Consider the following 25278-nt stretch of genomic DNA (forward strand, 5'->3'; position numbering starts at 1 on the left):
CAGTAGCCCAGGAAAATATCCTGGGCTATTTTTTTACTATCTAGTATGGCCAATCGTTGAAATAATCACGCCTGGGCCATTTTTTATTCTTTTTATTTCCCAATAGTACTTCTCTTCAGGATCAGCTTTTAAGACCAATTTTTTCATTTCTTCAACGGAGTATGTTCGTATAGAAGAAACTATTCCATCCCACATGACAAAAAAGGGAACAATAGGAATAAGATAGGTAAATAGAATTCTTCCCCATCGAAACGGTTTCATCAGCAATGTTGTTAAAAGAACTGTGATTGGAGAAAAAATCATGGCCATAACACTTAGCACTGACCTTTCTTGTCCTTCAAATATTGCAATGGGTTGATTGGTTTTTACTGCATCTTCTAAAATCTGAATTGCATCCTTTTCATTAAAATGATGAAAGGATAAATATTGAGTCCGTATTCCTTGTAAAGAAGCAGGAACATTTCTAGCGTCTACCTTTTCTTTAGAAAATGAAATGTTTTTATCCATTTCTGATAATTTTTCCAAAGCAGGAAAATTCGGATAATAGTCTGTTAAGATTAATTGAGCTGAACTATTTTTTTGTTTTAGCTCTGAAAATAAAGTCTCCCAACTTCCACCTCCCCCTGAGGCTAAATCTATTATTGTATCCACTCCAGTTTTCTGCATCAGGTCATGTAATATATTGGCAGTAGGAGAAAACATCTTACTTTTATTTGCAAGAAATTGTAAAAAGTCTGTACCGTAATTTCGAAGAGTGGAAGGAAACCAAGATTGGTCTTCGAATTCAAATAGATGTTGTCTTGCCATTGGTTGTTAGATTTATTTTCAAACCAATTTATAAATAAATCAATTAATGTATAGTGATATTTTAATACTTTGACTTTTTAGTGTTTTAATTTATATAACTTATATAATAGAGAAACTATTGACCTATAATTAACCCAAAAACCAATTATAAAATGTTTTGGCATACTACCAAAGCCTTACTACTACTACTGCTATTATCAACGATTTCATATGGACAGAATACTGAAATATGTAATAACGGTATAGATGATGATAATGACGGCTTAATTGATTGTTATGATCCCGACTGTGCTTTTTCCCCTGATTGCAGAGGAAGTATAGTCAATAACTTTTCTTTAGGATGTAATTTTGATGATTATCCAAATACACCTTCAATTTATTTTTCTGAGAAACTGAATAGTCACGATTTAGGTATTGTGATTGATAAAGCTTCTGGGGTTTTAGTTGGAGATATGGATAATGATGGGGTCGCTGAATTAGTAGTGAAAAGTTCTACTGATGGAATGATCTATATACTCAATACCGTCGATCAATCTGTAAAATATAGTATACCAATAGAAGGTAGTAGCCATAGTTATTCGCAAATGGCAATTGCAGATGTTGATGGGAATGGTAATGGGGATATTTTCATTAATGTCGGAAAAAATATTCATCGGTATGAATTTGGATCAAGTGGGGTTATTGCCAAAACTACGGTAGGAGTAGGTCATGAATACCAATCTCCACAACTTGCCGATTTTAATGAAGATGGTATTCCTGAAGTTTATATAGGGAATGCTATTTACAATGCTATAGATCTTACATCCATTATTGCCTTTGATAATGATTTATCAAGTGGAAATAGTGTTGGTCAGGAAGCTTTTTCTATTGCCTATAACATTTTTGATGTAGGTGATCGTAAACCTACTCTAGGTACTTTTTCATCTTCTGACCATGTTGATGGTTTAGAATTAGTGGCAGGAAATGTGGTATACGCAGTGGATATTAGTGGTCAGAGCTTAACAAAGATATCAGAAGTACCCAACAACGATGGATTTGTATCTATCGCTGATTTTGATGGTGATCATAGACCTGAAATTGTTACAGTCACTCAAGAAAATAATCAAGCTGAGGTTTACCTTTGGTCACCTTATAATCAAACAGTTTTAGGAGAGTACTTCTTAACTTCTTCTACTATTGGAGGTAGAGTAGCTATTGGTGATGTAGACGGTGATCAAGTTCCTGAAATTATTGGAACAGGTCAATACCAACTATATATATTAGATTATGAAGATGGAAATCTTGACGAACAATGGATATTTGATCAGACGAGCAATGATATTGGGCTTGCAGGTGTGTCATTATTTGATCTAAATGGAGATGGAAAATCGGAAATCTTTTTTAACGATGATACGAAAGTATATGCTATCAGAAATCAGGAAGGCACATTTAATGTTTCATCTTATGAGGTGTCAGGAGAAAATAGAGCAGAGTACCCTATTGTCGCTGATATTGATAATGATGGACAAACCGAAGTTATAGTGACTTCTGGAGGTACTGATGATGGTGGATTAATTGCGATTAATGCATACGATCAATTTTGGGTGACCGCACAATCCTATTGGAACCAAAATGGCTTTCATATTACCAATACTAATTTTCAGTTAGAGATTGCTCAAGAGCTTCAAAGTAATTTACACAGCTATTTTGATGGTATATTAAATACATTTTCATCACAAGCTTCTTATTATACTCCCGAAATGGATGTATTGAATGCAGCTCCTGATATTGTATTAAGAAGAGTTCAATCAGATGTAGCCCTTTGTAATAATAATGGAATTCTGAATATGATAATGACCGTTCAGAATGTAGGAAATCAAGTAGTACCTTCTAACATGGTCGTTTCAATATTTGATGGTAATCCATATGAAACTTCTGCTACACTAATCGATACATTGCATACTTCTGTACCAATTCATCCATTAGACACCTTACAATTTACATTACAAAATCGCATACCAACCGATGGAAGTACGGTTAATGCATTTGTGGTTTTAAATCATAATCCCTATAATTTTGATAATACAGTAAAGGAAATGCCTATTCCTGCTGATTCTGTTTATTCAAATATCCAAGAATGTAACTTTACCAATAATCTTATAGGTCCTTTTATCATCGAAGATTGTCTAGTTCCTGTTATTGTAGACTTAGATAATGATAATAGTTCAGGTAGAACAGGATTAGATTATGAAAGCAACTATTTCGTAGGTACACAGCAAAGCGGAAGAATTTCAGATATTGATACAAGAGTATTTGCATTTTCTGCTGGTGCATTAAATAGAGTAGAAATATCATTTGCAGATGGACAGCCTTTAGAAGCAACGGATTCATTAATGATCAGAGGAGTATTACCATCAGGTATCGGTGTAAACTCTCCTTCAGATACTCAAAATATAGTATTATTAGGGGTGGCTTCTACAGATGCTTATGAAGAAGCATTAAAACTGATTTATTTTACAAATGCAGCATTAACGGACCGATCACAAAGACAGATTGAAGTCAAGGCACAATTGGTTCCTAACGAAGACTTTGGCCCAGTGGCTACAGCATATGTTAATATTAAAGCAAGACCAACTTCATCAGATCAGTCATTAACTATAGATGAAGATGAGTTATATACTTTTAGTACGACCAACTTCCCTTTTAATTCATTAGATGCGTTATCATTTGATGGAATAAGAGTATCATACCCTGATGATACGAATGATTTTAAGGGGACACTATCATACGATGGACAGGAAATAACACCTTTACAGTTAACCACAGGCTATTATGTGGAGGATGTTTCTTTATTAACGTATCAACCTTTACCCTATGAATTTGGAACTAATTATTGTCAGTTTAAATTCAGAGTAAAAGATGATGGAGGGGAGGCCCTCATCGGAAATCATTCTGAACTATACGATTTCGTGATTCATGTGAATAATTTAGATACTCCTCCAATTTCAAAAGATACAACAATTGTTCTAAGGCAGTCAGAAACCTATACAGGAGATATCGACGATGATATTTATTTTCTCTCTTATGATAATGCGAGTTTTGCTAGCTTTATTGTTACAACCCTACCTGAAAAAGGAACACTTCAACATAATGGAAGTGGAAGTTTTGCAAATGTTGTTGTCGGAGAAGAAATACCTTCTACAGCTACGCTTCAATATTTACCAGGAACTTATGATAATACTGACTTTAGGAATTGGGGTACATTTAATTTTAAAGTGAAAGATAGTAACAGTCTAGAGAGTGAAGAATATACCTTTCATATTCATCTACTTGTTACCCTTTATATAGTAGATTTTGAAAAATCTCAATCGAAAAATGATCACATACATTTTACACAAACTGATTTTGATGATCATTATTTTGACTTCAACAATGATCCTCTAGATTCAATTATTGTCGCTTCTGTTCCTGTAAATGGGGAGTTATTTTTCAATAGTGTTTTAGTTGAAGCAAATGATAGAATACCCTATGCGAAAATTGAAACAGAAGATTTTCATTTTCAACCAGATTCATTCTATCATGGCACTACTACTTTTGAATACAGTGTGATTAATACAGCAGCGGAGGAACCTCAATATAACGCAACGATCTCATTAATTTACTCAGATGATCGACACCCTCCTGTAGCTGTCGATGACGTTGCTTCCACTACAGTAAATATTCCTGTTTGGATCGATGCTTTAGCCAATGATTATGATGAAGATGGGGATTCTATTTACCTCGAAAGAATAGTTTCAGAAAGTAATGGTACAGCAGAAATAATAGATGAATTGGTCTATTTTACACCCGATCATCTATTTAGTGGAACTGCGACAATAGACTATGAAATTTGTGATGGAATTGATGGCTGTAGCCAAGCAACAATCACTATAACCGTAACCAATGATATTCCTGAAATTTCAGATATCTACTATTCTGGTTACTTACCAGATACTATTTATTTTAGTCAAGAAGACTTTAAAGCACACTTTGACGATGCATTACCAATTGATCGGGTGAAATTTACTAGTCTTCCAGATGGTTCTGAAGGAACGTTATATAGAATCTCGGGAGTTGCTTTGGCTCCCAATGAAGAAATTACCGTTTCATTGATCGATAGTATTCATTATGTACCTGTTTCTTCTAATGGAACTGTCGCAGAACAAATTCTATGGAATGGTTCAGATGGAATTGATTATGCTGATGCTGATGCCACAGTATTTATCAATATGAAGGAAAGAACCTACCCACCTGTGGCAGTAGATGATAGTGCAACTACAGATGTAATCACAACGATTGAAATTGATGTTTTAGCGAATGACTATGATCCTGATGGAGATCCTTTAAGAATTATAGACGTAACTCTTGAGGAATCTGAAGGAGAAAGAGGAGAGATAAGTATCATTGGAGAAGTTCCAAACCAGAAAGTAGAGTATATACCTACTCAATTATTCTCAGGAGAAGTGATAGCACATTATACGATCACCGATGATCGAGATGGAACAGCAGAAGCGGATATTTATATTACAGTAAATGCCGCAGAAGGAACTCCTTCCACATCGGGTTTTGAATATTATCTGAGACAAGATACACCAAAGCATTTTGTGCGATTTGATTTTGATGAAAACTTTGATGATCCTAATAATTTACCTTTGGAAAAGGTAGTATTTGATTCCTTACCTAGAAACGGGACACTAACTTTAGAAGGAAACCCAATAGTACGTCTTCAAGAGATTCCATACGATTTATTAGATAGTGTTCTCTATTCACCAAATGACGGTTACGCAGGTTTAGACTCAGTGGATTGGACAGGTTCGAATGGAACTTTATATGCCAGAGAGTTTTCTCAAATTAACCTTACAGTGATTCCAGGTTACAGAGGTAATTCAGTGGTTTTAGATGATATATTAAAACAAGGAGAACATGGTTCTCAACTGACAGTTGAAAAGCAAGATTTTGCAGCAGCCTATCATCACCCTAATGGAGATACTTTAAAATACATTAGGATAGAATCAGTCCCTGAAAATGGATACCTTCTTTATAATGAAGATACGATTCAAGTAGGAGATGCTATCGAAATGGCTACTTACTCTTCCTTACATTTTATTCCTGATGATGGTTTTACAGGTATCGATTCTGCCAAATGGAATGGTAAAGCTAATATTGTTTATGCAGACACTGCCGCTAATTTACTTTTCGAGGTAGGACCAGAATTGCAACTATTTAATGCCTTTACACCCAATGGAGACAGCATCAATGATTATTGGCATATAAAAGATATAGAATATTACCCGAACAATACTGTGAAGATTTTCAACAAATGGGGATTGGAAGTTTTCAGTACTACGAGTTACAATAATGAAGATATAAGATGGGACGGCACCAATAGTAATAACGGAAAAACGTTAGGGGTGGGAACCTATTATTATACCGTTGACTTGAAGGATGGTTCAGAAGTTAGATCAGGTTTCGTTGTAATCGCAAAATAATATGAAAAAGCTACTATTAATGATGGGTATAGTGTGTTCAGCATGGATACATACAAATGCTCAACAAGTTTCACTTTACTCTCAATATATGTTTAATGGATTGGTCCTAAATCCAGCTTATGCAGGTAATTACGAAGGGATCAATACAAATTTAATGTACCGTCAACAATGGTCGGGAGTAGAAGGAAGTCCAAATACATCAACGATCTCTGTGGATAGTCCATTAGGGTCTAAAAAATTATCTGTTGGAGGAATCTTTTCACAAGATAAAACTGCAGAAACTACGACTCAGACCTTTTACATGATGGCAGCTTATCGTTTACCGTTAGGCAATGGCAAACTATCTTTTGGTTTACAAGGAGGAATGAATTTTTATAGAGTGAATTTTCAAAATCTAAATACTTTCTTGCCTGATCCAACATTACCTACCTCCATGCAACAAGAAAGTACACCCAATGTAGGTTTTGGTCTTTTTTATCAAACTGATAAATGGTTTGCAGGAGCATCGGCTCCTAAATTATTAGCAAATGATTTGAGCGATGGTCAATGTACATTAGTAGCAAAAGAGGAGAGACATTATTTTGTTACTGGGGGGTATTTATTTGATGTATCTCCTACAGTAAAATTAAAACCCAATGCATTACTAGCATTTGTTGAAGGTTCTCCCACCTATTTTGACATTAACCTGAATGCGTTACTCTACGATTGGTTATGGTTTGGAGCAAGTTATTCACTCAAAAACTCATTTACATTACTTACACAATTGGAATTCGGGGATCATTTCCGCTTTGGTTATTCTTATGATATTGTCACAAATGCTGGACAAGGTGTAACCAGAGGTTCTCATGAATTTATGTTGAATATCTTCTTTACAGGGAAGAAAACTAAAATGTTAAGTCCGCGCTATTTTTAATCAAACATCATGAAAAAATTACTAACAGTATTATTGTTGATGAGCTTTGGTCACTTTATTCTTGCTCAAAGAATTTCTGATGTTGAAATAAAAAATAAAGAGCAGAGATTGGAGCAAGACATGGAAGATCTCAATTATTCCAGAGCTTTGGAAGAGTATCAAAAGCTTTTTGTAAAAACAGAATCGGATGAGCTTAAGAAAGAATATGCTTTAAAAATTGCAGTCTGTTATGAGAAGGTCAATAAACCTTTAAATAGTATTGAGGTGTATCAAAAGTTACTAGAAAATGATGTCGCTTTAGAAGGAGAGTATGCAGAATCTTACGGAGATGCATTATTTGTGGCAGGGCATTATGATGAAGCTTCGGCATGGTATCAGAAAGCACTGGATACCTCTACGGATAGACAACAGGTATATGAGAAAATCAAAAATATTGAAGATATAAGAAACACACCGAAGAACATTTTTTATGATGTATCCGCCGTAAGTTTCAATTCAGAATTGGATGATTTTGGTCCTGTTCCCTTTGAAAATGGGTTCCTATTTATATCGAATCGAAAAGGAGCTACAGGAAACAAGAAGTCAGCTTGGGATGGAAAAAGGTATCTAGATATTTTCTATGTAGATTCAGCCGATACGGTTTCCAATTTCTCTAAAAAATTGAATACTAATTTTCATGAAGGATCAGCCTCAATTACTGAAAATGGGGACATGATTGCTTTTACAAGGACTTCTAGAAAAGAGAAAGATGAAGCTGGAGTGAGTACTATTCAGATTTATATCTCTGAAAAAAATGACAAGGGAGAATGGGATAAACCGTATTCTTTTATATGGAATTCTGATGACTATTCAACGGGTCACCCATCCTTGACATTGGACGGGAGTCGTCTATATTTCGTTTCTGATAAAGAAGGAGGAATCGGGGGAACAGATATTTATTATTCTGATAGGTCAGGGGATTCATGGTCCTCACCAATTTTATTAGGGAAAGATGTAAATACAGAAATGGATGAAAAATTCCCTTTTATCAATAAGAAAAACCAATTATTTTTCTCCTCAAACGGTAGAGGTGGTTATGGTGGGTTAGATTTTTTTATGCAAGATATGAATCAGCCTACTCCAACGCCACATCATCTTAGGTATCCTTTAAATTCAAGTTTTGATGATTTCGGTGGAGGAGCCAATTCAACCGGAACAGCTTACATCTCTTCCAATAGAATCACCGAATTGGATTCTTCCATGAATGATAATATTTATGAGGTAGTCATCAATAAGTTTAAAGGTGTTGTGATTGATGCATTTACGCGTAAGCCTATTCCTAATGTAGGTGTTATGATAAATGATACAAGGATTACTACATCAGATTCTTCTGGATATTTTGAAATTGATAAACAATATTGGACAGAAAAAAGTCAACTGATCGCATCACTTTCTGGCTATACTGCAGATACATTAAGTGGAGTAGAAACGGCAAAATTTATTGATAAAAATGAATTGTGTGTCTTAGAAATTGCTCAGCCATATGTTGAAGGCTATGTAAAAGATACAGTATCGATGAAAGCTGTACGGGCTAGAATTACAATCACAGAGCGACATACTGGAGAAAAGTTTGAAGTGTATCCTGATTCCACAGGGTATTACCGATTTGCCGCAAAGCCTGAGACATTTTATGATATGATTGCTGAGAAGCCTAAGTTCTTTTCTAGAAGAGCCGCAGTAAATACCGCTAATAATATGGTGTCGGAAAGAAACTTTGATGTCCGAGAAATTCAAGGTCAGAGAATAAGAATCTATTATGATTATGATAGGGCATTTATCAGAGATGACGCCTCACATGCTTTAGATACAGTGGTACATGTACTCAGTTATAACCCAACAATAAAGATTGAACTCTCGGCACATACAGACAGTAGAGGATCAGAAAAGTATAATTTTAAGTTATCAGAAAGAAGAGCTCAGAAGGCTTATGAATATGTCGTTTCTAAAGGTATTTCACCAGAACGAATCACTTATAAAGGATATGGTATGACAAGACCTGTGGTGGATTGTTTTGATAAGGAATGTACAGAAGAAGAACATCAATTGAACCGAAGAACAGAGTTTTATGTCACAGGATATTTTGATGAAGAAGCTTATTATGGAGAGGATTATGATGAATTAGAAGGGAAAAACCAAGGCTTCTTAATGGTTGATACAGATGGTGAAATGATGCGTATCTCGAAAAGAAATATAACAGGTTCCTTAGCTACTTTAGAAGGTCAACTCTCTGGCTACGAAGTCACCATCAAAGATGATCAAGGAAAAATATTGAATACAAAAACCACAGGAAGTGATGGTGTTTTCAACATCACTGTTGAAGATAAATACAAATATTCAATTGAAGTTTCAAAAGACGGAGAAACGATCAAAAAGTTAATTGTCACCTCCAACAATTTTGATGAAAATAACACCTATGATGTTCTGCTTTACCTTTAATGTATAAAGGTCATTGACTCATTTTCTGAATCAATGACCTTATATTTTATTCATATGATTTTCTAAGCTTATCAGAGTGGAACTTTAATATTAAGGTTCCTTTTTTATTATATAATTCGACAGTTGCGGCATAACAACTACCTTCTTTTCTATATATGACTTTAGCAGTAGTAAATGTTTTAGAGTTGGTGATTTTGAATGCAGAAATAATATCTTCATTTTGATCACTAGAAACATCAGAAAGAAACTCCCAATTATATAACTTTACTTGATTTTTATATTCATCCATAAGTAAGAGATAACTCTCTTCAACTTGCAGGAATTTGATTTCATTATTAGAAATTTCATCGACCTCATCTACAAAAGTAGCAGTCGGTCGTTCCATGATATAGTATGGAGATTTTATATCAATGCTCTCTACACATTGGGAGAAAGCAGGTACACTAAAAAGTATCAAAGAGATATATAATAAAATAGATTTCATGAGATTTGATTTTTTAAAAGTATACCTTTAAATACGTTGATTCTCATTTTGTTGAGTAATAATTATTTATCGATTTCTATAAAAATCAGCTTATTCTATTTTTCAGCTCATTTACTCTGGGTTATACCAATTGTAATAATTATTAGAGTTATCATGCTCATATAAATCAGTTAAGAGCATAGACCAAACGTCTCTTCTGCCGATATAACTAGCTAAACCTGCGTAATAAAATCGATGTAGATTTTCCCTTTCATAAGCAATTTCTTTTTGAAGAGATTCAGGTAAAATACTAAGGTCTTCTTGTTGATCTAATAATCTTGGGAGGATATCTGTAATTACTGATTTTTTAACCCACCCATCATATTCTAAAATCGGGTGATTGTCAGTAACAGGGGCTGCATTTCTACTAAATACATGTAACCCATTTCTACCCATCACATAGGTGCTTAGAAATTGAGCTTCATTATGAATGCCAATTTCATCCAACGCCTGTTTTACTTCAGGGTAAGCCAAACGTTTTCTTATTTGTTCTAAGTCAATATTCAAAGGTTGCATTGAACCAATAACAAGCATTTCATGCATTTCTGTAGTCCATAAATTGGCGTAAGGGAACACATCAAGAATGGCCCTTACCATAGATGCAGAAGCTTCCTCCGTTTGTGTGGTTATCGGCCACCATTGTGCCATCATACCATTTTTTGATAATCGTTTTTTACATAATTCATAAAAATCTTTACTGTATAAATTATTAACACCAATAGCGGTTGGTGGAGGTGGTTCCAAAGTGATAAGGTCGTATACTCTATCTTCTTTCATTAATAGATGTCGACCATCTTGCACAAGAATTTCAATGGCTTTATTTTCTGATAACTGATAATTACCATTAAAATATTTGGTAGCTTCTACTACCTCAGGAAGAAGTTCTACCACTCGTCTTTCTTTTAATTCTGGAAATTGAAGAAGGGCTCCTGCAGTTATTCCAGTTCCCAGACCCACTACTAAAACAGATTCAGGTTTTCCATTAAATGTAATTAATGGGATAAGGGATTGAAGTCTCATGTAACGAAGTGAAGGAAAGACATCGCCCGTATTGGAAACACCTTGGATATATAAACGGTTAAATTTGCGGGTATCATCTCCTTCTTCAACGACGGCAACTGTATGTCCTATTCCTTCTTGGAAGAAAACGATATTACCACCTTCTTTTTGAAGGAGAAGATCAATAAATTTTGTTTTAGGTATAAAAAAGACGATAGATAGAAACAGGATTAAACTAGGTGTGAGTTTTCTTAACGATTCAACCTGATAAAATGCTACAAAAGAAACGCCTAAGGAAAGAACAAATAGAAGAAATAAACTATAAATAGTACCTAACGTCGGGAATAAAATAAAACCTGTAATTAAACTACCGAGTACTCCTCCAAACGTATTCCATGCCAATAACTTCCCACTATTCTCGGATATATTCTTTCCGTCTGATACTATTACTGAAATAATCGGAAATAAAGCACCCATACAGATAGTGGGTATTAAAATAAAATAGCAGCTAATAAATAAAAACCGCCCCATCATTAATGCCCCCTTAGTGTCAAATACGGAATACATATAATTACCAAATTGCTCTTGAATTGTAATTATATTTTGATCAATAAATAACACTGAGAGAAGTGTCACAAAAAGCCCCGAGAGAGTGATTGTACCAAAAGCAAACCAGAGGTTTTTTATTTTATTGACGTATTTCCCTGCAATGAAATTACCAATAGATAATCCTAAAAGGAATACACCCAACATAGTGGCAAAAGCATATGTTCTTGTATTTTGAAATTGAACTACTATTTGTCCCCACAGTATTTCTTGTGAAAGACCGATAAACCCAGCGAGACCATACAATAGGTATCCAATATGAAATTTCCCTAATGGAGCATGTGCTGCTTTTATATACGTTTCTTTTTTCGCCTTAAGAAATAAAAATATCGTAAAAGCACTTAGTAAAAGGTTGATAAACCCTGCAAATATGGCTGCACCGATCACACCAAATACAGGTATTATTAAAAAAGGAGTTGATAATGTTCCTACTATTGCTCCGGTGGTATTACTACCATAGAGGTAACCTATTTTCTTTCCCGTATTTTCTTCAGATGGTTTAGAGTATTTTAAAAGTGCTAAGAAAGTTCCACTCATAAAAAAGGCAGGGAGCGAAATGAGGAACCATGGAATCATATAAGCAAAAGCTCCCAAAGTATGTTCCATTTGAATGTATGTGGTCTCTCCATAAAAAAGAAGTAAGCTTATAGTAACCCCAAGAAACGCAGTCACTATTTCAAAAATAGCATAGTATAATAATGGAGAGTTATTCTTTTCTACATACTTCCCTAAGATATAATTCCCGATTCCTAAGCCAGTAAAGAAGCCACTGATAACGATAGAAGTGGAGTAAATATCCACACCGATAACAATGCCTAATTGTTTTACCCATAAGGTCTGAAATAAAAGAGAAGTGATTCCAGAAAGAAATAATAATAGAGAAAGTAATATTGTTCTTTGATATTGTTGTAGAGATCTGAGCATTAATTTTTGGGGTTCAATTGGAGATAGTGAAATAGTTTATTGATGTATTGCTTAATTAAATTAATAAGAAAATCATCCTTTTCCAATAGTATAATTTGTTGATTATAAGTAATAAATGTCAGTTATATTCTTTATGAAGTTTGTGATAAGATGATATGAATAGTACTCATTATAATTGATTGACGTTTTCATTGTGATATTAGTAGAAAAAGAAACTTTAATAATTCAACCATTAAAAAATCTCCTTTTATCTCATTAATTTATGTCATACTAAAACCCTTGAAATAAATAATTAATTACAACCCAAGAACAATAACTCAATTGAAAATGAATCTATTTAGAGCGAAACTATCTTTTATGTTCGCGTCTCTCTTTTTGATTTCAAGTATTGTTTTCAGTCAAAAGAAAAACAAAAAAGGAAAACAAGAGAAACCCAACATATTAGTAATGTGGGGAGATGATATCGGCTTATGGAATGTTAGTGCATATTCACATGGACAAATGGGCTATACTACTCCTGGTATAGATCGAATAGCTAATGAAGGAGTTTTATTTACAGATTATTATGGAGAGCAATCTTGTACTGCTGGAAGGTCTTCTTTTATTACCGGACAATCTGGATTAAGGACAGGAATGACAAAAGTAGGGATGCCTGGTTTTCCACAAGGACAGGCCGATGATGATCTAACGATTGCTGAAGCATTAAAAAACCATGGCTATATGACAGGTCAGTTTGGTAAAAACCATCTTGGAGATAGTGATGCAAGTTTACCAACAAAACACGGATTTGATGAATTTTATGGCTTCCTATATCACCTCAATGCAATGGAAGAGCCTGAATATGCGAATTACCCAAAGGACCCTGCCTACCTAAAAAAGTTTGGTCCAAGAGGCGTTTTAGATTGCACATCTGATGGCCCCGTAAATGATACTGGTCCCTTGACTGTAGAAAGAATTAAAACGATTGATGATGATTTAACAAAACGTACAAAAGCATTTATGGATAAAGCCATCGAACAAGATAAACCATTCTTTGTTTGGTGGAATGCAGCAAAGATGCACTTCAGAACACATATAAAAGAAGAATCCAATGGCCTTTCGAGAAGAGGGTTTTATAATGATGGAATGGTAGAGCATTCAAATCATATCGGTGAGCTACTCAAATACCTTGATGAAAAAGGCATTGCAGATAATACCATTGTTATCTATGGTACGGACAATGGTCCACAGACTAACTCTTGGCCTGATGGTGCAATTTCACCCTATCGAATGGAAAAGGAGACACAATATGAAGGAGCTTATCGAGTGCCATTTATGATCCGATGGACAGATGGAGGAATTACTGGAGGTAAAAAACTAGAAGGTATGGTGGCTCATCTCGATTGGTTACCTACTTTATTGGCAGCAGCCGGTGATACAGAAATCAAGGAAAAACTGCTCAAAGGAGATTATAAAGCCAATGGGAAAAACTTTAAAATTCATTTAGATGGATACAATATGTTGCCCTATCTACAAGGTAAGGTAGATGAATCTCCTCGTAAATGGTTTATTTACCATACTTCTGAAGCGGAACCTGTTGCCGTTCGTCAAGACATTGAAGGAAAAGAACAATTGATGTCTTTAAAGTGGGTATTTGGTGAACAAAGGGGAGTCAGTGGAGAGCTTTGGCAGGAACCTTTTACTTGGCTACGAATGCCTAAAGCTTTCGATCTAAAAATGGACCCATTTGAAAGGGCAGATTACGATTCTAATACTTATATGGATTGGTTTATCAATCAAATTCCATACATGTATGGAGCTATGGCCCATATGCAAGAGTATGTGATGACCTTTAAAGAATATCCTGCTTCGCAGAAACCAGGTTCATGGAAATTAAATGAGATCAAGCAAAAAAGTTATGAAATAGGTCCTGTAGGCCCTGGTGGCTCTACAAAATCAAAAGATTGATCAACTGATAAATATTCATAGACAATTTACATATATCCAAAAACAACAATTATTTTATTTAATCAATTAATTATGAGAAAGAACAGTATTAAAGTTCTACTCCTTTCTTTTATTACTCTACTGATTTGCAACTTCAATCTTTATGCTGAAAAGACAGAGAAGATTGAGAAAGACAAGCAACCAAATATTCTGGTCATGTGGGGTGACGATATTGGTCTTTACAATATCAGTTATTGGAATCGAGGATTGATGGGGTACTCTACTCCTAACATTGACAAAATTGCTAATGAAGGAATCGCCTTCACAGATTATTATGGAGAGCAGTCTTGTACAGCCGGGCGTTCTTCTTTTATCACAGGGCAATGTGGTTTACGTACAGGAATGACAAAAGTAGGTCTTCCCAAGGCTCCACAAGGGCAAGCAGCTGATGATATTACCATCGCAGAAGCTTTAAAAAACCTTGGTTATATGACCGGTCAGTTTGGTAAAAATCACTTAGGTGATAGTGATGCAAGTCTACCTACAAAACATGGTTTTGATGAGTTTTATGGCTTCTTATATCATCTAAATGCAATGCAAGAGCCAGAAGATGCAGACTACCCTAGAGATCCTGAATTCTTAAAGAAGTTTGGACCAAGAGGTGTTTTGGATTGTACTTCTGATGGCCCTGTAAATGATACAGGACCGTTGACAATTGAAAGAATGAAAACGGTTGATGATGAAGTGAATGCCAGAGCAAAGAAGTTTATCCAAAAAGCGGTCGATCAGAAGAAGCCGTTTTTCTGTTGGTGGAATGCTTCAAGAATGCACTTTATTACCCATGTCAAAAAGGAAAATAGAGGTATCTCCGGTCAAGGCTTTTATAATGATGCGATGATGGAACATGACCAACATGTTGGTGATATGCTCAATTTCTTAGAAGAGAAAGGGTTGACAGAAAATACTATTGTGATCTATGGTACAGACAATGGCCCTCACTATAATGCTTGGCCTGATGGTGCGATAACCCATTTCAGATCTGAAAAAGAGACCAATTGGGAAGGTGCCTATCGAGTTCCAACATTTATCCGTTGGCCTGCAAAGTTTAAAGGAGGACAGGTATTAAATGGATTGATAGCTCATTTAGATTGGTTCCCAACATTGTTGGCGGCTGCAGGTGATCCAGACATTAAAGATAAATTAATGAAAGGAGGTTACGCTGCCAATAATAAGAAGTTTAAAGTCCATTTAGATGGATACAATATGCTTCCATATTTAACTGGAGAAGTAAAAGAATCTCCACGTAATTTCTTTATCTATCAAAATGCGGATGCTCAAATTGTGGCTTTACGTTACGAACAAAGGAATTATGTCACAGGAAATTCCACATTTATGGCAGGAGGAGGTACAGGTGATACCCCTGGAACCTCTAAAGAAGGAATGTCTACCGCGTGGAAAATTGTATATGCAGAGCAAAGAGGAAAAACCATGGAGTTATGGGCAGAACCGTTTACTTGGCTTAGGATGCCAAAGATTTTCAATCTAAGGCGTGACCCATTTGAAAGGGCGGACCATAATTCAAATAACTACTGGACATGGTTTATCAATCACCCATTTGTTTTCTATGGAGGCAATGGGATAATCATGGAACATATTCAGTCGTACAAAGATTATCCACCTTCTCAACGACCTGGTTCATTTACCATGGATGGAGCATCAGAAATGGTGTACAAAAACTTTGGAATGGGACCTGGTGGTTCAACAGGGGAAGGAATTCAAAATAAATAATTAACTAAATGCCCCATTCGTAATAACGAGTGGGGCTACTATTGATTAATAAACAAAATGAGACCATTACTTCTTTTGACTTTTTCATTGATGACTTTTCATGTGCTTGGCCAGGCCTATTTGATTGGCTCACCCTTTGAAAAGGAGATGAAATCGGAATCTTCAGAGAAAAATGAAATGACCGCAGCTGTGCACCCTGCCTTTTTTAATTCCAATGATGTGATTGAGGAAGAAGGTGCTCCTGCTTTCTTAGGGGATTATATCAAAACATTTAATCAAGCAATTAACAATAAAGACATACAACAGCTTTCTAATTACTTTGATGGAGCACAACATCTCATCAATCACGAAGATCAATTAACAAAGTATATTGATAACTTTTTATGTGGATTTGAAGAGGAAAAAAAGTACAATGGGACGAAATGCATCACTCTTGAACAAGTAATGAAATCAGAAACCGTTTCACATAAGCTCTTGGGAGATAAAACATTAATTATCAAGCAAAAACTGAAAACTAAAGAAAAGAAAAATATAATGATCGAATTAGTACTTCAGCTTACGAGTACTAGTCCCAAGTTTATAGGAACGATGTAATGGAGATCAACCAAGAATATGATAGATCAAATTAAAGACTTACAAGAACGTATAAATGCCTCTATCATTGGACAAGAGGAATTGGTTGAATCTCTAATTATAGGTTTAATCACAGAAGGAAATATTTTATTGGAAGGCTTACCTGGAATGGCTAAAACGAGGGCAGTAAACACTTTAAGTAAAGTAATGGATATAGATATGAATCGTATTCAGTTTACGCCCGATTTATTACCTTCTGACATAACCGGTACTGAGATTTTCAACCCGGATGCGGAAGATGGTAATAGCTTCAGTTTTAAAAGAGGTCCCATTTTTACCAATCTTGTTTTGGCAGATGAAATCAATAGAGCTCCAGCCAAAGTACAATCAGCATTACTCGAAGCGATGGAGGAACATCAGGTAACTGTGGCTTCGAAAACATATAAGATAGATCCTTTTTTTATGGTTATTGCTACTCAAAACCCAATTGAACAAGAAGGTACTTATCCTTTGCCAGAGGCCCAATTGGATCGTTTTATGATGAAAATAGTGATTGAATACCTTACGACTGAACAAGAAGAAAAGATGTTGGAATTGGTGAGAGGAGAAGTTTCATCAGCATCAAAAAATTCCAAAGAACCTATTAATAAAAAAGTGATTTTTGATCTGAGAGATCAGTTGAATGCGATCAATGTTTCTGAAGCCATTAATAAATATATTGTTAGAATTATCGATGCTACGAGGTTTCCAGAAAAATACAATGAAGAGCTAAAGAAATACATCAATATTGGAGCCTCTCCTAGGGGAAGTATTGCCTTGGATAAAGCATCAAGATGTATGGCATTAATGAAAGGTAAAGATTATGTAGATACAGATGATGTTAGAGAAGTTTGTCATAGAATTCTAAGACATAGAGTTTCCTTAACCTATCAAGCCAATGCTGATAAAAAATCTGCAGATGAAATTATTAATGAACTACTAAAAGCAGTGCCTGTTTAAGCTTTGACAAAAATCAAATTAAACATACAAGATCTCTTAGAATTAGAAGGAATTACTGAGGGGACCGAATTTTTCAAAAATCAAAGAGTTACAGGATTACTCTCAGGTCGTCATGCTTCTATGTTAAGAGGACGGGGATTAGATTTTTCTGAAGTACGCAAATATGTTCTTGGAGATGATATTAGAAACATTGATTGGAAAGTAACTGCAAGAACAAGGGAAACACATACTAAGGTTTTTAGTGAAGAAAAGGAGAGGCCTCAGATGACTATCCTAGATCAAAGTTTATCCATGTTATTTGGAAGTACTGGCGATTTAAAAGCGAATATAGGTATTCAGTTAATGGCTATTCATGGATTTCGAGCTTTGAAAATGGGTGATCGTTTTGGTGGAATTATCTATAACGATCAGCAAAATCTTATTTTTAGACCTTCTCGAAGTAAAAACCTATTTCAAGCATTATTGGAACATGCTTTACAACTCAATCATGATTTAATAGAACAGAAAATCTCTAAAAATACATCATTTCATAAACTAGAAGAAGCATTATTTCAGATGCTGCAGATTGCCCATCATGACTTCATTATCAATGTTGTTACTGATATCACTTTGTTAACCGATCTTGGATTGGAGAGGCTAGGTACATTGGCACAAAGTAATAATGTGATAGTAACACACATTTATGATCCATTAGATGAATATTTGCCAGCTCAACGTATCCCGATGACAGACACTGCAGTACAGATTGATTGGGATATCACAAAAATGAAGCAGAAAGAGTTTTCTGAAAAGTATAAAGTAATGTATCATCAATTAGAAAAAAGATTGATGGATTATAGAATACCACTCATCAAATTTGATACAGTAAAGCCATTAAAAGTTCAAGTAAAAGAAGTTTTGAATGATCAATATCAAGGATAATATAGGAACAGTAATTCCACCTCCTTCCGTTCAATTTTCTTTTGATACGTTGGGGTGGAAAGTAGTAGGAGGAATAATATTGCTTTTGATAGTACTTCTAATATGGAAGTTATGGAAACATCATACTAAGAATTTATATCGAAAAGAGGCACTTCAACTTTTATATAAAATTGATCAAAATCAGGCGTCGCCAAATAATGTGTATGAGATCGACAAGTTATTAAGAATTACAGCCTATACAGCTTATCATGAAAATAGAATAAAGCAATTAGAAGGGAAAGAATGGAAACTTTTTTTAGACCAGAAAATAAAAAGAGATGTATTGAAAGATGATAAATTTTTGATGCTACAGCAATTCATCTTCTCAGAAAAACTTAATCCAGAAACGAAAGAAAATTTTAAAGACTATTATCAATATGCCGAATTTTGGATACGAAAACATGCACTTTGAATGGACTTATCCTTGGGTATTTACCTTTGTGATCATAGTTCCATTAGTGTATTGGATTTTACCTCCAATGCGGAAGAAAACTGCTGCTTTAGTTTTTCCATCTTTCTCTAGAGCAGTTCAGGTATCGGGTATTAACCCTAGAAAAAAATCAAAGGTCTCAAAAAAGAGTGTCTTCCAATGGTTTATTTTATTTCTTATCTATATCGGGATTTTAGTAGGTGCAGCTGGACCTAAGTTAGTCGGTCAACCTGAGAAGAAAATTAAGACTGCAAGAAGTTTTTTAATTACTGCTGACATGTCATTTAGTATGGACAATAAGGATTGGGTAGTAGAGAAACAACGACTTACCCGTTGGCATGCCGTACAAAAACTGATGACTGAGTTTATTAAAGGTCGTAAATCTGATCGAATGGGATTAGTCCTTTTTGCAACTCATCCCTACCTACAAGCACCACTTACAGAAGATTTACACTCAGTCATGTTTATGCTAAATGATGCAGAAGTGGGAATGGCAGGACAAATGACTGGTATTGGTGATGCTATTGGATACAGTATGAAAGTTTTTGAGCAGGATACCACTAAAGAAAAAGTGATTTTATTACTGACTGATGGTGTTGATAGTGGAAGAGGAACAAACCCTTTAGATGCAGCTGCTGTAGCAAAAAATGATAGTATTAAGATTTATACCCTAGGTATTGGTGATCCTACAGGAAGAGATAAGATAGACGAGAAGACGATGACTTACATTGCTGAGTCTACCGGAGGACAATACTTTAGAGCGATGGATGAAAAAGAATTGAAAAAAGCCTACAAAGCTTTAGATGATCTTGAACCCATTAAGTACGAGACCTCTACTTTAAAACCCGAAGTGTTACTTTATTTTTATCCAATAGCAGTATCAATTGTACTTTCTTTTCTTTTGATATTCTATTTAAACGTTGTCTCATTATTAAAATCGAAAACTAATGGATAACGAACAACTCATTACATATATCAATGATTTCCATTTTTTAAGGCCAAAATTCTTATGGTGTTTTGCTCCCTTGCTTTTTGTTTTTGTCTTGTATCTGATCAACTATAAAAGATCACTTTCATGGCAAAAATTAATACGAGAAGATTTGAGAAAAGTAATCATACTTGATCAACAATTGAGTAAGATCAATTTACCGGCATTTTTAATGTTCTTTAGCCTTTCATTACTTATTATTAGTGTTTCCGGCCCAACTTTTAAAAAGAAAAAGCTGCCTACGGTGATCAATAAAGCTGTTGTATGGGTTACTTTGGATTTGTCTCAAAGTATGATGACAAAAGATATTTCGCCAAATAGATTAGAGCGGGCTAAATTAAAAATCAGAGATTTATTTGCTGAAAAAATGAATACAAAAGTGGGATTAGTGGCCTACGCCGGTACGCCTCATGTCATTTTTCCACCTAGTTTGGATAAGGAAATTATGGTCCCTTATATGACGACAATTAAACCTCGAATTATGCCGGTGAAGGGAACAAACTATGAGTTGTTATTGTCATATATGGATACTTTAATTCAGAAGGAAATTGCTCCTCCAACTATAATTATTGTAACAGATGAAATCGATCAAAAAGTAAGTCGAGAAGTGGTCAAATTTGCAAATAAGACAAACTCTTGGGTACAAATATGGTTGGCGAGTTCATTTAATGGTGGTTTTGTACCTAATCCATACAATTCGAAAAAGCATTTAATTCATAATGGAAAAGAAGTTTTCTCAAAAGCTGATAGGAGTTTATTATCACAATTAGAGAAGAATGAAAGGATTTCAGTAGTTCCCATAACATTAGATAATAGTGATGTGGAAGTGCTAAAAAAACATATTGTGCAGCATCAAGTCATAAAAACTGAAGATGATAAGAAAGAGAGTGATTGGAGAGATGATGGGAAGCTATTGATTTATCCATTATTAATAATTACTCTTTTCTGGTTTAGGAAAGGATGGATGGTCAATTGGGGATTAATGCTACTCATTTTTCTAAGTGGCTGTAGTGAAAAATATGATAATTTATGGTATTCGAAAGATTATCAAGCCCAACAAAAAGAAAAAGAAGGTGACTATGAGAGTGCAGCAAAATTATATCAAGATCCTTCGCACAAAGCTTTTGCTTACTATAAAAGTGGAAACTATGAAGCCGCAGCAGAAAATTATGAATTAGATTCTACAGCAATATCTCAATATAATCTAGGGTTAATGTATGTGGAATTGGGGAATTATGAAATGGCACAGGCCGCTTTTAGGATTGCTTTAAAGAAAGATTCTACTTTATCGGTAGCTACTGTGTCTTTAAATAAAGTCATTAAAATAATTGAAAGTAATGTTGCCGATAAATCGGCTTTTAAGAATACTCAAAAAGATGTTCAACAGGCAGTGAAAGCCCTATCAGAAAAGGAACGAAAGCTTTCAGATCATGACTACAATAAGAAGAAGGATAAAGATGCAGATAGAGAAAAAGAAAAAGTAGTAGATCCTAAAAAGAGAAAATACAAAGAACAAGACTGGCCGAATCAGAATAAGAAAAAAGAGAAGGACATGAATCAAGTGAGTGCCGCAAGTATGGTGATGGAAAAAACAAATGCGGACCCTTCAGAATTTTTAAGAAAGAAGTTTATTCTTCAAAAAAGAAAGTATTACCCACACATAAAGAATCCAGAAAAAAAATGGTGAAGAAAATCTTAGTCATAGCATTTTGGTTTTTGTTCATCCAAGAAGGATTTTGCCAGAAACCATTTGCAAAAGTATATTTAAATAAAAAATATGTTTTTGTTCAACAACCTATTCAAGTAACTATCAAAGTGTATTCACCGACATGGTTTACTCAGGGTGTTGAATTTGGTGATCTCAAGGTCAAAGATGCTTTTATTATACCTTTTACTAATTCTGTTTCGGGTAACGAAGCTGTAGGAGGAAAGAACTATGCAGTGATCTCTCATTATTTCTTATTATTTCCATATAAAACAGGCGCATTAGAATTCCCTTCATTAACCATGACCGCATATGTTCCTCCTCCGGGAGATTATGAAGGAAAACCAACACCAGTGAAAACTAGGTCGATACAATTTAAAGCGAAAGCATTACCAAAATCAAAATATCCATCTTTTCTTGCGTCAAGGGTTTACTTACAAGATTATTGGAATAAAGACTTTAAAAAGCTAAAAGTAGGAGATGTTGTGGAAAGAACGGTAAAGGTAACCGCAGTAAAAACAATTGCTAATTTTATTCCTAATGTTACTATCGATTCTGTTACTTATGCTAAAAAGTATGCAAACAATAACCTAACGGATCAAAACATCAATTCTAAGAAGGAAACATTAATAAGCACACGTACAGAAACGTTCTCGTATCTATTTACAAAAGCAGGAGATTTTGAAATGCCTGGGGCAAGTATCTCCTACTTTAGCCCATATACAGGAGAGTATAAAACCATCAAGTCAGAACCCACCAAAATACATGTAGATACGACCTCAGATCTCGGAATAGTTGCTTCTATTGCCGATAGCCTTTCTATGTTAAATCAACCTATGGAAATAAATAAAGAACCTAAGAAGTCATTAAAAGAACAGGTGATTGAGTTCATTGTAACTTATAAATATAAATTAGGTATAGTTTTCCTTTTATTCATCACCTTTAGAAGAATCATTAAAGGTTTGCAAAGTGTATTTAATTACTATAGAAAAAGAAGAGAACAATACCTGCTTTCAGAAAAATATGCTTTTAAATTAGCGTTAAAGGAAGGAGGGAAAGAGAATATACCATCAAAATTAGATGGAACATATAGATGGTTATTACATCCAAAGTTGAATAAGATTTCGATAACTCAAACAAGTAAAGAAATTAATGATGAGGTGTCACACTCTTTTTTTATTCAATTATTTCATGATTTAAGTATCAGTAGTGGGAAATCAAAAATAATGAATTACAAAAAAAATATCATTGAACTAAGAAAGAAATTGATGAAAAGAAGTAAGTCTAAACCTTCGCATTTGAAAAAATGGTAGATATTCTTATTAGATTGAAAAACAGTCAACTATATTAATGATTCAAGAGTAAAAATTGAACAGATTTTTTTGTATAAAAGTTTCAAATAATTAGAATTAATTTCTATTTTTATGGATAATTACGTATTGATATTCTTTTAAACTGTTGTATCTCATTAAAGCACTCCAAATTGTTATCTTTTAGACCCACTAAATATTTTACGACTTAACTATATTATTTCTATTCATTCTAAAAGTGAAAGCTATTTGAGGGCTTAATGACCAAAAATTGCCCAAATGAAAAATTTATTAGCGACTTTATTTCTTACCTGTTACTGTGTATTCAATAATTCTTATGCCCGATTTGTTGAACAAGACACAGTAATTAATCACATTGATAAGACGATTACCATTGTAAGGGATGTAACCTTTAATGCAAATCAAGATGAAGATGGAAATACAATTCCCAATAACACTGAAAACTATATTATTTTTAATGTACCTGATGGTTACACTCTTGTTGTAGGAGAAAATGTTGAATTTGACATCCAAAAAACAGATACTGAAAAGCAATATGTTGAGATTATAGGAGACATGAAATTGTTGTCGGGTGCATCATTTATTGTTCGGAGAGAAGCATATTTCACTTTATATGGGTCTTTAACTGTTGAAGGTACGGGTAGTACTATTAAGGTGGAAGATCCCGGGCATATTTCTAAATCGTCTTACTTTTTAGTAACAGGAGACTTTAATAATAACACAAGTCCTGGCGGTAACACAACGATAGATATTGATCATAAAGGATCATTATTTATTATGGGTGATGCAACGGGAGACAATTCTACGCTTACTTTAGCGATCAGAAATGGGGATGAAACAGGCATAGGAGGAATACATGTTGATGGGGATGAAAATATTGATAACTTTCATGATTATAATAAAAAATCAGACGGTACTTTCCCTTCTGCACTAAACTCTAAAATCCAATCAGTCAATGATCTTCCTGTTGAGCTTATTGACTTTACAGCAAGTGTTATAAGCGATCAAGTAATCGTTTCTTGGTCAACAGCCACTGAATTAAATGCAGATTATTTTGATTTACAAAAATCAAATGATAAAGTGAATTGGGAATCACTAGAAAGAATATCCGCACAAGGTAATTCTACTCATGTGACTAATTATGAATATATAGATACCGACCCAGTAAACGGAGATTTTTATTATCGTTTAATTCAATATGATTTTGATGGTAAAAACGAAACGTTTGGACCAATTCATATTAATAATAGAATAAATGCTGAGCGTTTTAATGTCTCTGTTTATCCTAACCCTTCTACTTCAATTACTAGGCTGGATGTAAATAGGGTTGATCTAAATTCCATTATAAAGATTAACGTCTATGATAGTAAGGGTAAATTAGTTGGCGAGAAAGAACTTTCTGTTGGACAGTACAATTTTACTTTCAACCTAGATACAATTATAAAGTTGAACAAAGGAGTCTATTACCTTACTATTCAACAAGGCAAATTTATCGAAAAGAAGAAAGTAATCAGATATTAAGGTTTTGATTATAACATAATGCAGTAAGGGTAATATTCTTGATAGGAGTATTGCCCTTTTTCTTGTTTTCAAGAATATGATTTATATAACATTGTATTGTTAAAATTGAATATTTTAAATATTTCTGAACCAATACTACAATTAACTCAGTCCATTAATTTTTTGTTAATCTATATTTAATGCCTGTTTTGTAATTTCGATACTAAAGTACGATATAGGAATATATCAAGAATGTTATATCAGAATATTATGAGATGGGAACTTTTAAATTGTTTTTTACAAAGATTATAAAATTATTTTACT

The 25278-nt window shown here is 34.2% G+C and carries 16 protein-coding genes; 13 read left to right on the top strand and 3 right to left on the bottom strand.

Translation table 11 applies throughout. The features are described from left to right. Nucleotides 1-36: 36 nt before the first annotated feature. The gene (locus HGP29_RS11995; RefSeq protein ID WP_168882647.1) at nucleotides 37-807 is read right to left on the bottom strand and encodes a hypothetical protein; all 771 of its coding nucleotides are present in this window, start codon (nucleotides 805-807) and stop codon (nucleotides 37-39) included. Between the two features lie 152 nt (nucleotides 808-959). Between HGP29_RS11995 and HGP29_RS12000 the strand changes: the two genes are divergently transcribed. Genes HGP29_RS12000 through HGP29_RS12010 form a run of 3 tightly spaced genes read left to right on the top strand, consistent with a single transcriptional unit; the run spans nucleotide 960 to nucleotide 9702 of the window. Then, the gene (locus HGP29_RS12000) at nucleotides 960-6314 is read left to right on the top strand and encodes an Ig-like domain-containing protein (RefSeq protein ID WP_168882648.1); all 5355 of its coding nucleotides are present in this window, start codon (nucleotides 960-962) and stop codon (nucleotides 6312-6314) included. A gap of 1 nt (nucleotide 6315) precedes the next feature. Continuing rightward, nucleotides 6316-7227 (top strand): PorP/SprF family type IX secretion system membrane protein, encoded by a 912-nt coding sequence (locus HGP29_RS12005; protein ID WP_168882649.1) that lies wholly within the window; start codon nucleotides 6316-6318, stop codon nucleotides 7225-7227. 9 nt (nucleotides 7228-7236) lie between these two features. Beyond that, nucleotides 7237-9702, top strand: a complete 2466-nt coding sequence (locus tag HGP29_RS12010) for an OmpA family protein (RefSeq protein ID WP_168882650.1) — start codon at nucleotides 7237-7239, stop codon at nucleotides 9700-9702. A gap of 46 nt (nucleotides 9703-9748) precedes the next feature. Here HGP29_RS12010 and HGP29_RS12015 read toward each other — a convergent pair whose 3' ends face one another. Beyond that, complete coding sequence (locus tag HGP29_RS12015) at nucleotides 9749-10186, bottom strand: hypothetical protein (protein ID WP_168882651.1); 438 nt, start codon at nucleotides 10184-10186, stop codon at nucleotides 9749-9751. Nucleotides 10187-10297: 111 nt separating this feature from the next. Beyond that, nucleotides 10298-12754 carry a fused MFS/spermidine synthase gene (locus tag HGP29_RS12020; protein ID WP_168882652.1) on the bottom strand — a complete coding sequence of 819 codons (2457 nt, stop codon included), beginning with the start codon at nucleotides 12752-12754 and terminating at the stop codon, nucleotides 10298-10300. A 327-nt stretch (nucleotides 12755-13081) separates the two neighbouring features. Here HGP29_RS12020 and HGP29_RS12025 point away from each other — a divergent pair, with 327 nt between their 5' ends. From HGP29_RS12025 to HGP29_RS12070, 10 genes are all read left to right on the top strand, one after another. Then, nucleotides 13082-14701, top strand: a complete 1620-nt coding sequence (locus tag HGP29_RS12025; protein ID WP_235958293.1) for an arylsulfatase — start codon at nucleotides 13082-13084, stop codon at nucleotides 14699-14701. 72 nt (nucleotides 14702-14773) lie between these two features. Then, the gene (locus HGP29_RS12030) at nucleotides 14774-16468 is read left to right on the top strand and encodes an arylsulfatase (RefSeq protein WP_168882653.1); all 1695 of its coding nucleotides are present in this window, start codon (nucleotides 14774-14776) and stop codon (nucleotides 16466-16468) included. Between the two features lie 57 nt (nucleotides 16469-16525). Beyond that, nucleotides 16526-17062: a hypothetical protein gene (locus tag HGP29_RS12035; RefSeq protein ID WP_168882654.1), complete on the top strand. Its 537-nt coding sequence runs from the start codon at nucleotides 16526-16528 to the stop codon at nucleotides 17060-17062. A gap of 18 nt (nucleotides 17063-17080) precedes the next feature. Further along, on the top strand, nucleotides 17081-18040 hold the full coding sequence (locus tag HGP29_RS12040) for an AAA family ATPase (RefSeq protein WP_168882655.1): 960 nt from the start codon (nucleotides 17081-17083) through the stop codon (nucleotides 18038-18040). A 3-nt stretch (nucleotides 18041-18043) separates the two neighbouring features. Next, nucleotides 18044-18961: a DUF58 domain-containing protein gene (locus tag HGP29_RS12045; RefSeq protein WP_168882656.1), complete on the top strand. Its 918-nt coding sequence runs from the start codon at nucleotides 18044-18046 to the stop codon at nucleotides 18959-18961. Next, the gene (locus tag HGP29_RS12050; protein ID WP_168882657.1) at nucleotides 18942-19412 is read left to right on the top strand and encodes a DUF4381 domain-containing protein; all 471 of its coding nucleotides are present in this window, start codon (nucleotides 18942-18944) and stop codon (nucleotides 19410-19412) included. The genes HGP29_RS12045 and HGP29_RS12050 overlap by 20 nt, the downstream gene beginning before the upstream one ends. Continuing rightward, nucleotides 19378-20385 carry a VWA domain-containing protein gene (locus HGP29_RS12055; protein ID WP_235958294.1) on the top strand — a complete coding sequence of 336 codons (1008 nt, stop codon included), beginning with the start codon at nucleotides 19378-19380 and terminating at the stop codon, nucleotides 20383-20385. Before HGP29_RS12050 ends, HGP29_RS12055 begins: the two co-directional genes overlap by 35 nt. Next, nucleotides 20378-22105, top strand: a complete 1728-nt coding sequence (locus HGP29_RS12060; RefSeq protein WP_168882658.1) for a VWA domain-containing protein — start codon at nucleotides 20378-20380, stop codon at nucleotides 22103-22105. Before HGP29_RS12055 ends, HGP29_RS12060 begins: the two co-directional genes overlap by 8 nt. Then, nucleotides 22099-23436, top strand: a complete 1338-nt coding sequence (locus HGP29_RS12065) for a BatD family protein (protein ID WP_168882659.1) — start codon at nucleotides 22099-22101, stop codon at nucleotides 23434-23436. The genes HGP29_RS12060 and HGP29_RS12065 overlap by 7 nt, the downstream gene beginning before the upstream one ends. A gap of 276 nt (nucleotides 23437-23712) precedes the next feature. Beyond that, the gene (locus tag HGP29_RS12070) at nucleotides 23713-24975 is read left to right on the top strand and encodes a T9SS type A sorting domain-containing protein (RefSeq protein ID WP_168882660.1); all 1263 of its coding nucleotides are present in this window, start codon (nucleotides 23713-23715) and stop codon (nucleotides 24973-24975) included. Nucleotides 24976-25278 lie beyond the last annotated feature (303 nt).

It is taken from the genome of Flammeovirga agarivorans (assembly GCF_012641475.1).
In the GTDB taxonomy this organism is placed as follows: domain Bacteria; phylum Bacteroidota; class Bacteroidia; order Cytophagales; family Flammeovirgaceae; genus Flammeovirga; species Flammeovirga agarivorans.

Excerpts from the sequence above, each read along its gene's own strand:
- HGP29_RS11995 (WP_168882647.1), bottom strand. The coding sequence starts at position 807 with ATGGCAAGACAACATCTATTTGAATTCGAAGACCAATCTTGGTTTCCT.
- HGP29_RS12000 (WP_168882648.1), top strand. The coding sequence starts at position 960 with ATGTTTTGGCATACTACCAAAGCCTTACTACTACTACTGCTATTATCA.
- HGP29_RS12005 (WP_168882649.1), top strand. The coding sequence starts at position 6,316 with ATGAAAAAGCTACTATTAATGATGGGTATAGTGTGTTCAGCATGGATA.
- HGP29_RS12010 (WP_168882650.1), top strand. The coding sequence starts at position 7,237 with ATGAAAAAATTACTAACAGTATTATTGTTGATGAGCTTTGGTCACTTT.
- HGP29_RS12015 (WP_168882651.1), bottom strand. The coding sequence starts at position 10,186 with ATGAAATCTATTTTATTATATATCTCTTTGATACTTTTTAGTGTACCT.
- HGP29_RS12020 (WP_168882652.1), bottom strand. The coding sequence starts at position 12,754 with ATGCTCAGATCTCTACAACAATATCAAAGAACAATATTACTTTCTCTA.
- HGP29_RS12025 (WP_235958293.1), top strand. The coding sequence starts at position 13,082 with ATGAATCTATTTAGAGCGAAACTATCTTTTATGTTCGCGTCTCTCTTT.
- HGP29_RS12030 (WP_168882653.1), top strand. The coding sequence starts at position 14,774 with ATGAGAAAGAACAGTATTAAAGTTCTACTCCTTTCTTTTATTACTCTA.
- HGP29_RS12035 (WP_168882654.1), top strand. The coding sequence starts at position 16,526 with ATGAGACCATTACTTCTTTTGACTTTTTCATTGATGACTTTTCATGTG.
- HGP29_RS12040 (WP_168882655.1), top strand. The coding sequence starts at position 17,081 with ATGATAGATCAAATTAAAGACTTACAAGAACGTATAAATGCCTCTATC.
- HGP29_RS12050 (WP_168882657.1), top strand. The coding sequence starts at position 18,942 with ATGATCAATATCAAGGATAATATAGGAACAGTAATTCCACCTCCTTCC.
- HGP29_RS12055 (WP_235958294.1), top strand. The coding sequence starts at position 19,378 with ATGCCGAATTTTGGATACGAAAACATGCACTTTGAATGGACTTATCCT.
- HGP29_RS12060 (WP_168882658.1), top strand. The coding sequence starts at position 20,378 with ATGGATAACGAACAACTCATTACATATATCAATGATTTCCATTTTTTA.
- HGP29_RS12065 (WP_168882659.1), top strand. The coding sequence starts at position 22,099 with ATGGTGAAGAAAATCTTAGTCATAGCATTTTGGTTTTTGTTCATCCAA.
- HGP29_RS12070 (WP_168882660.1), top strand. The coding sequence starts at position 23,713 with ATGAAAAATTTATTAGCGACTTTATTTCTTACCTGTTACTGTGTATTC.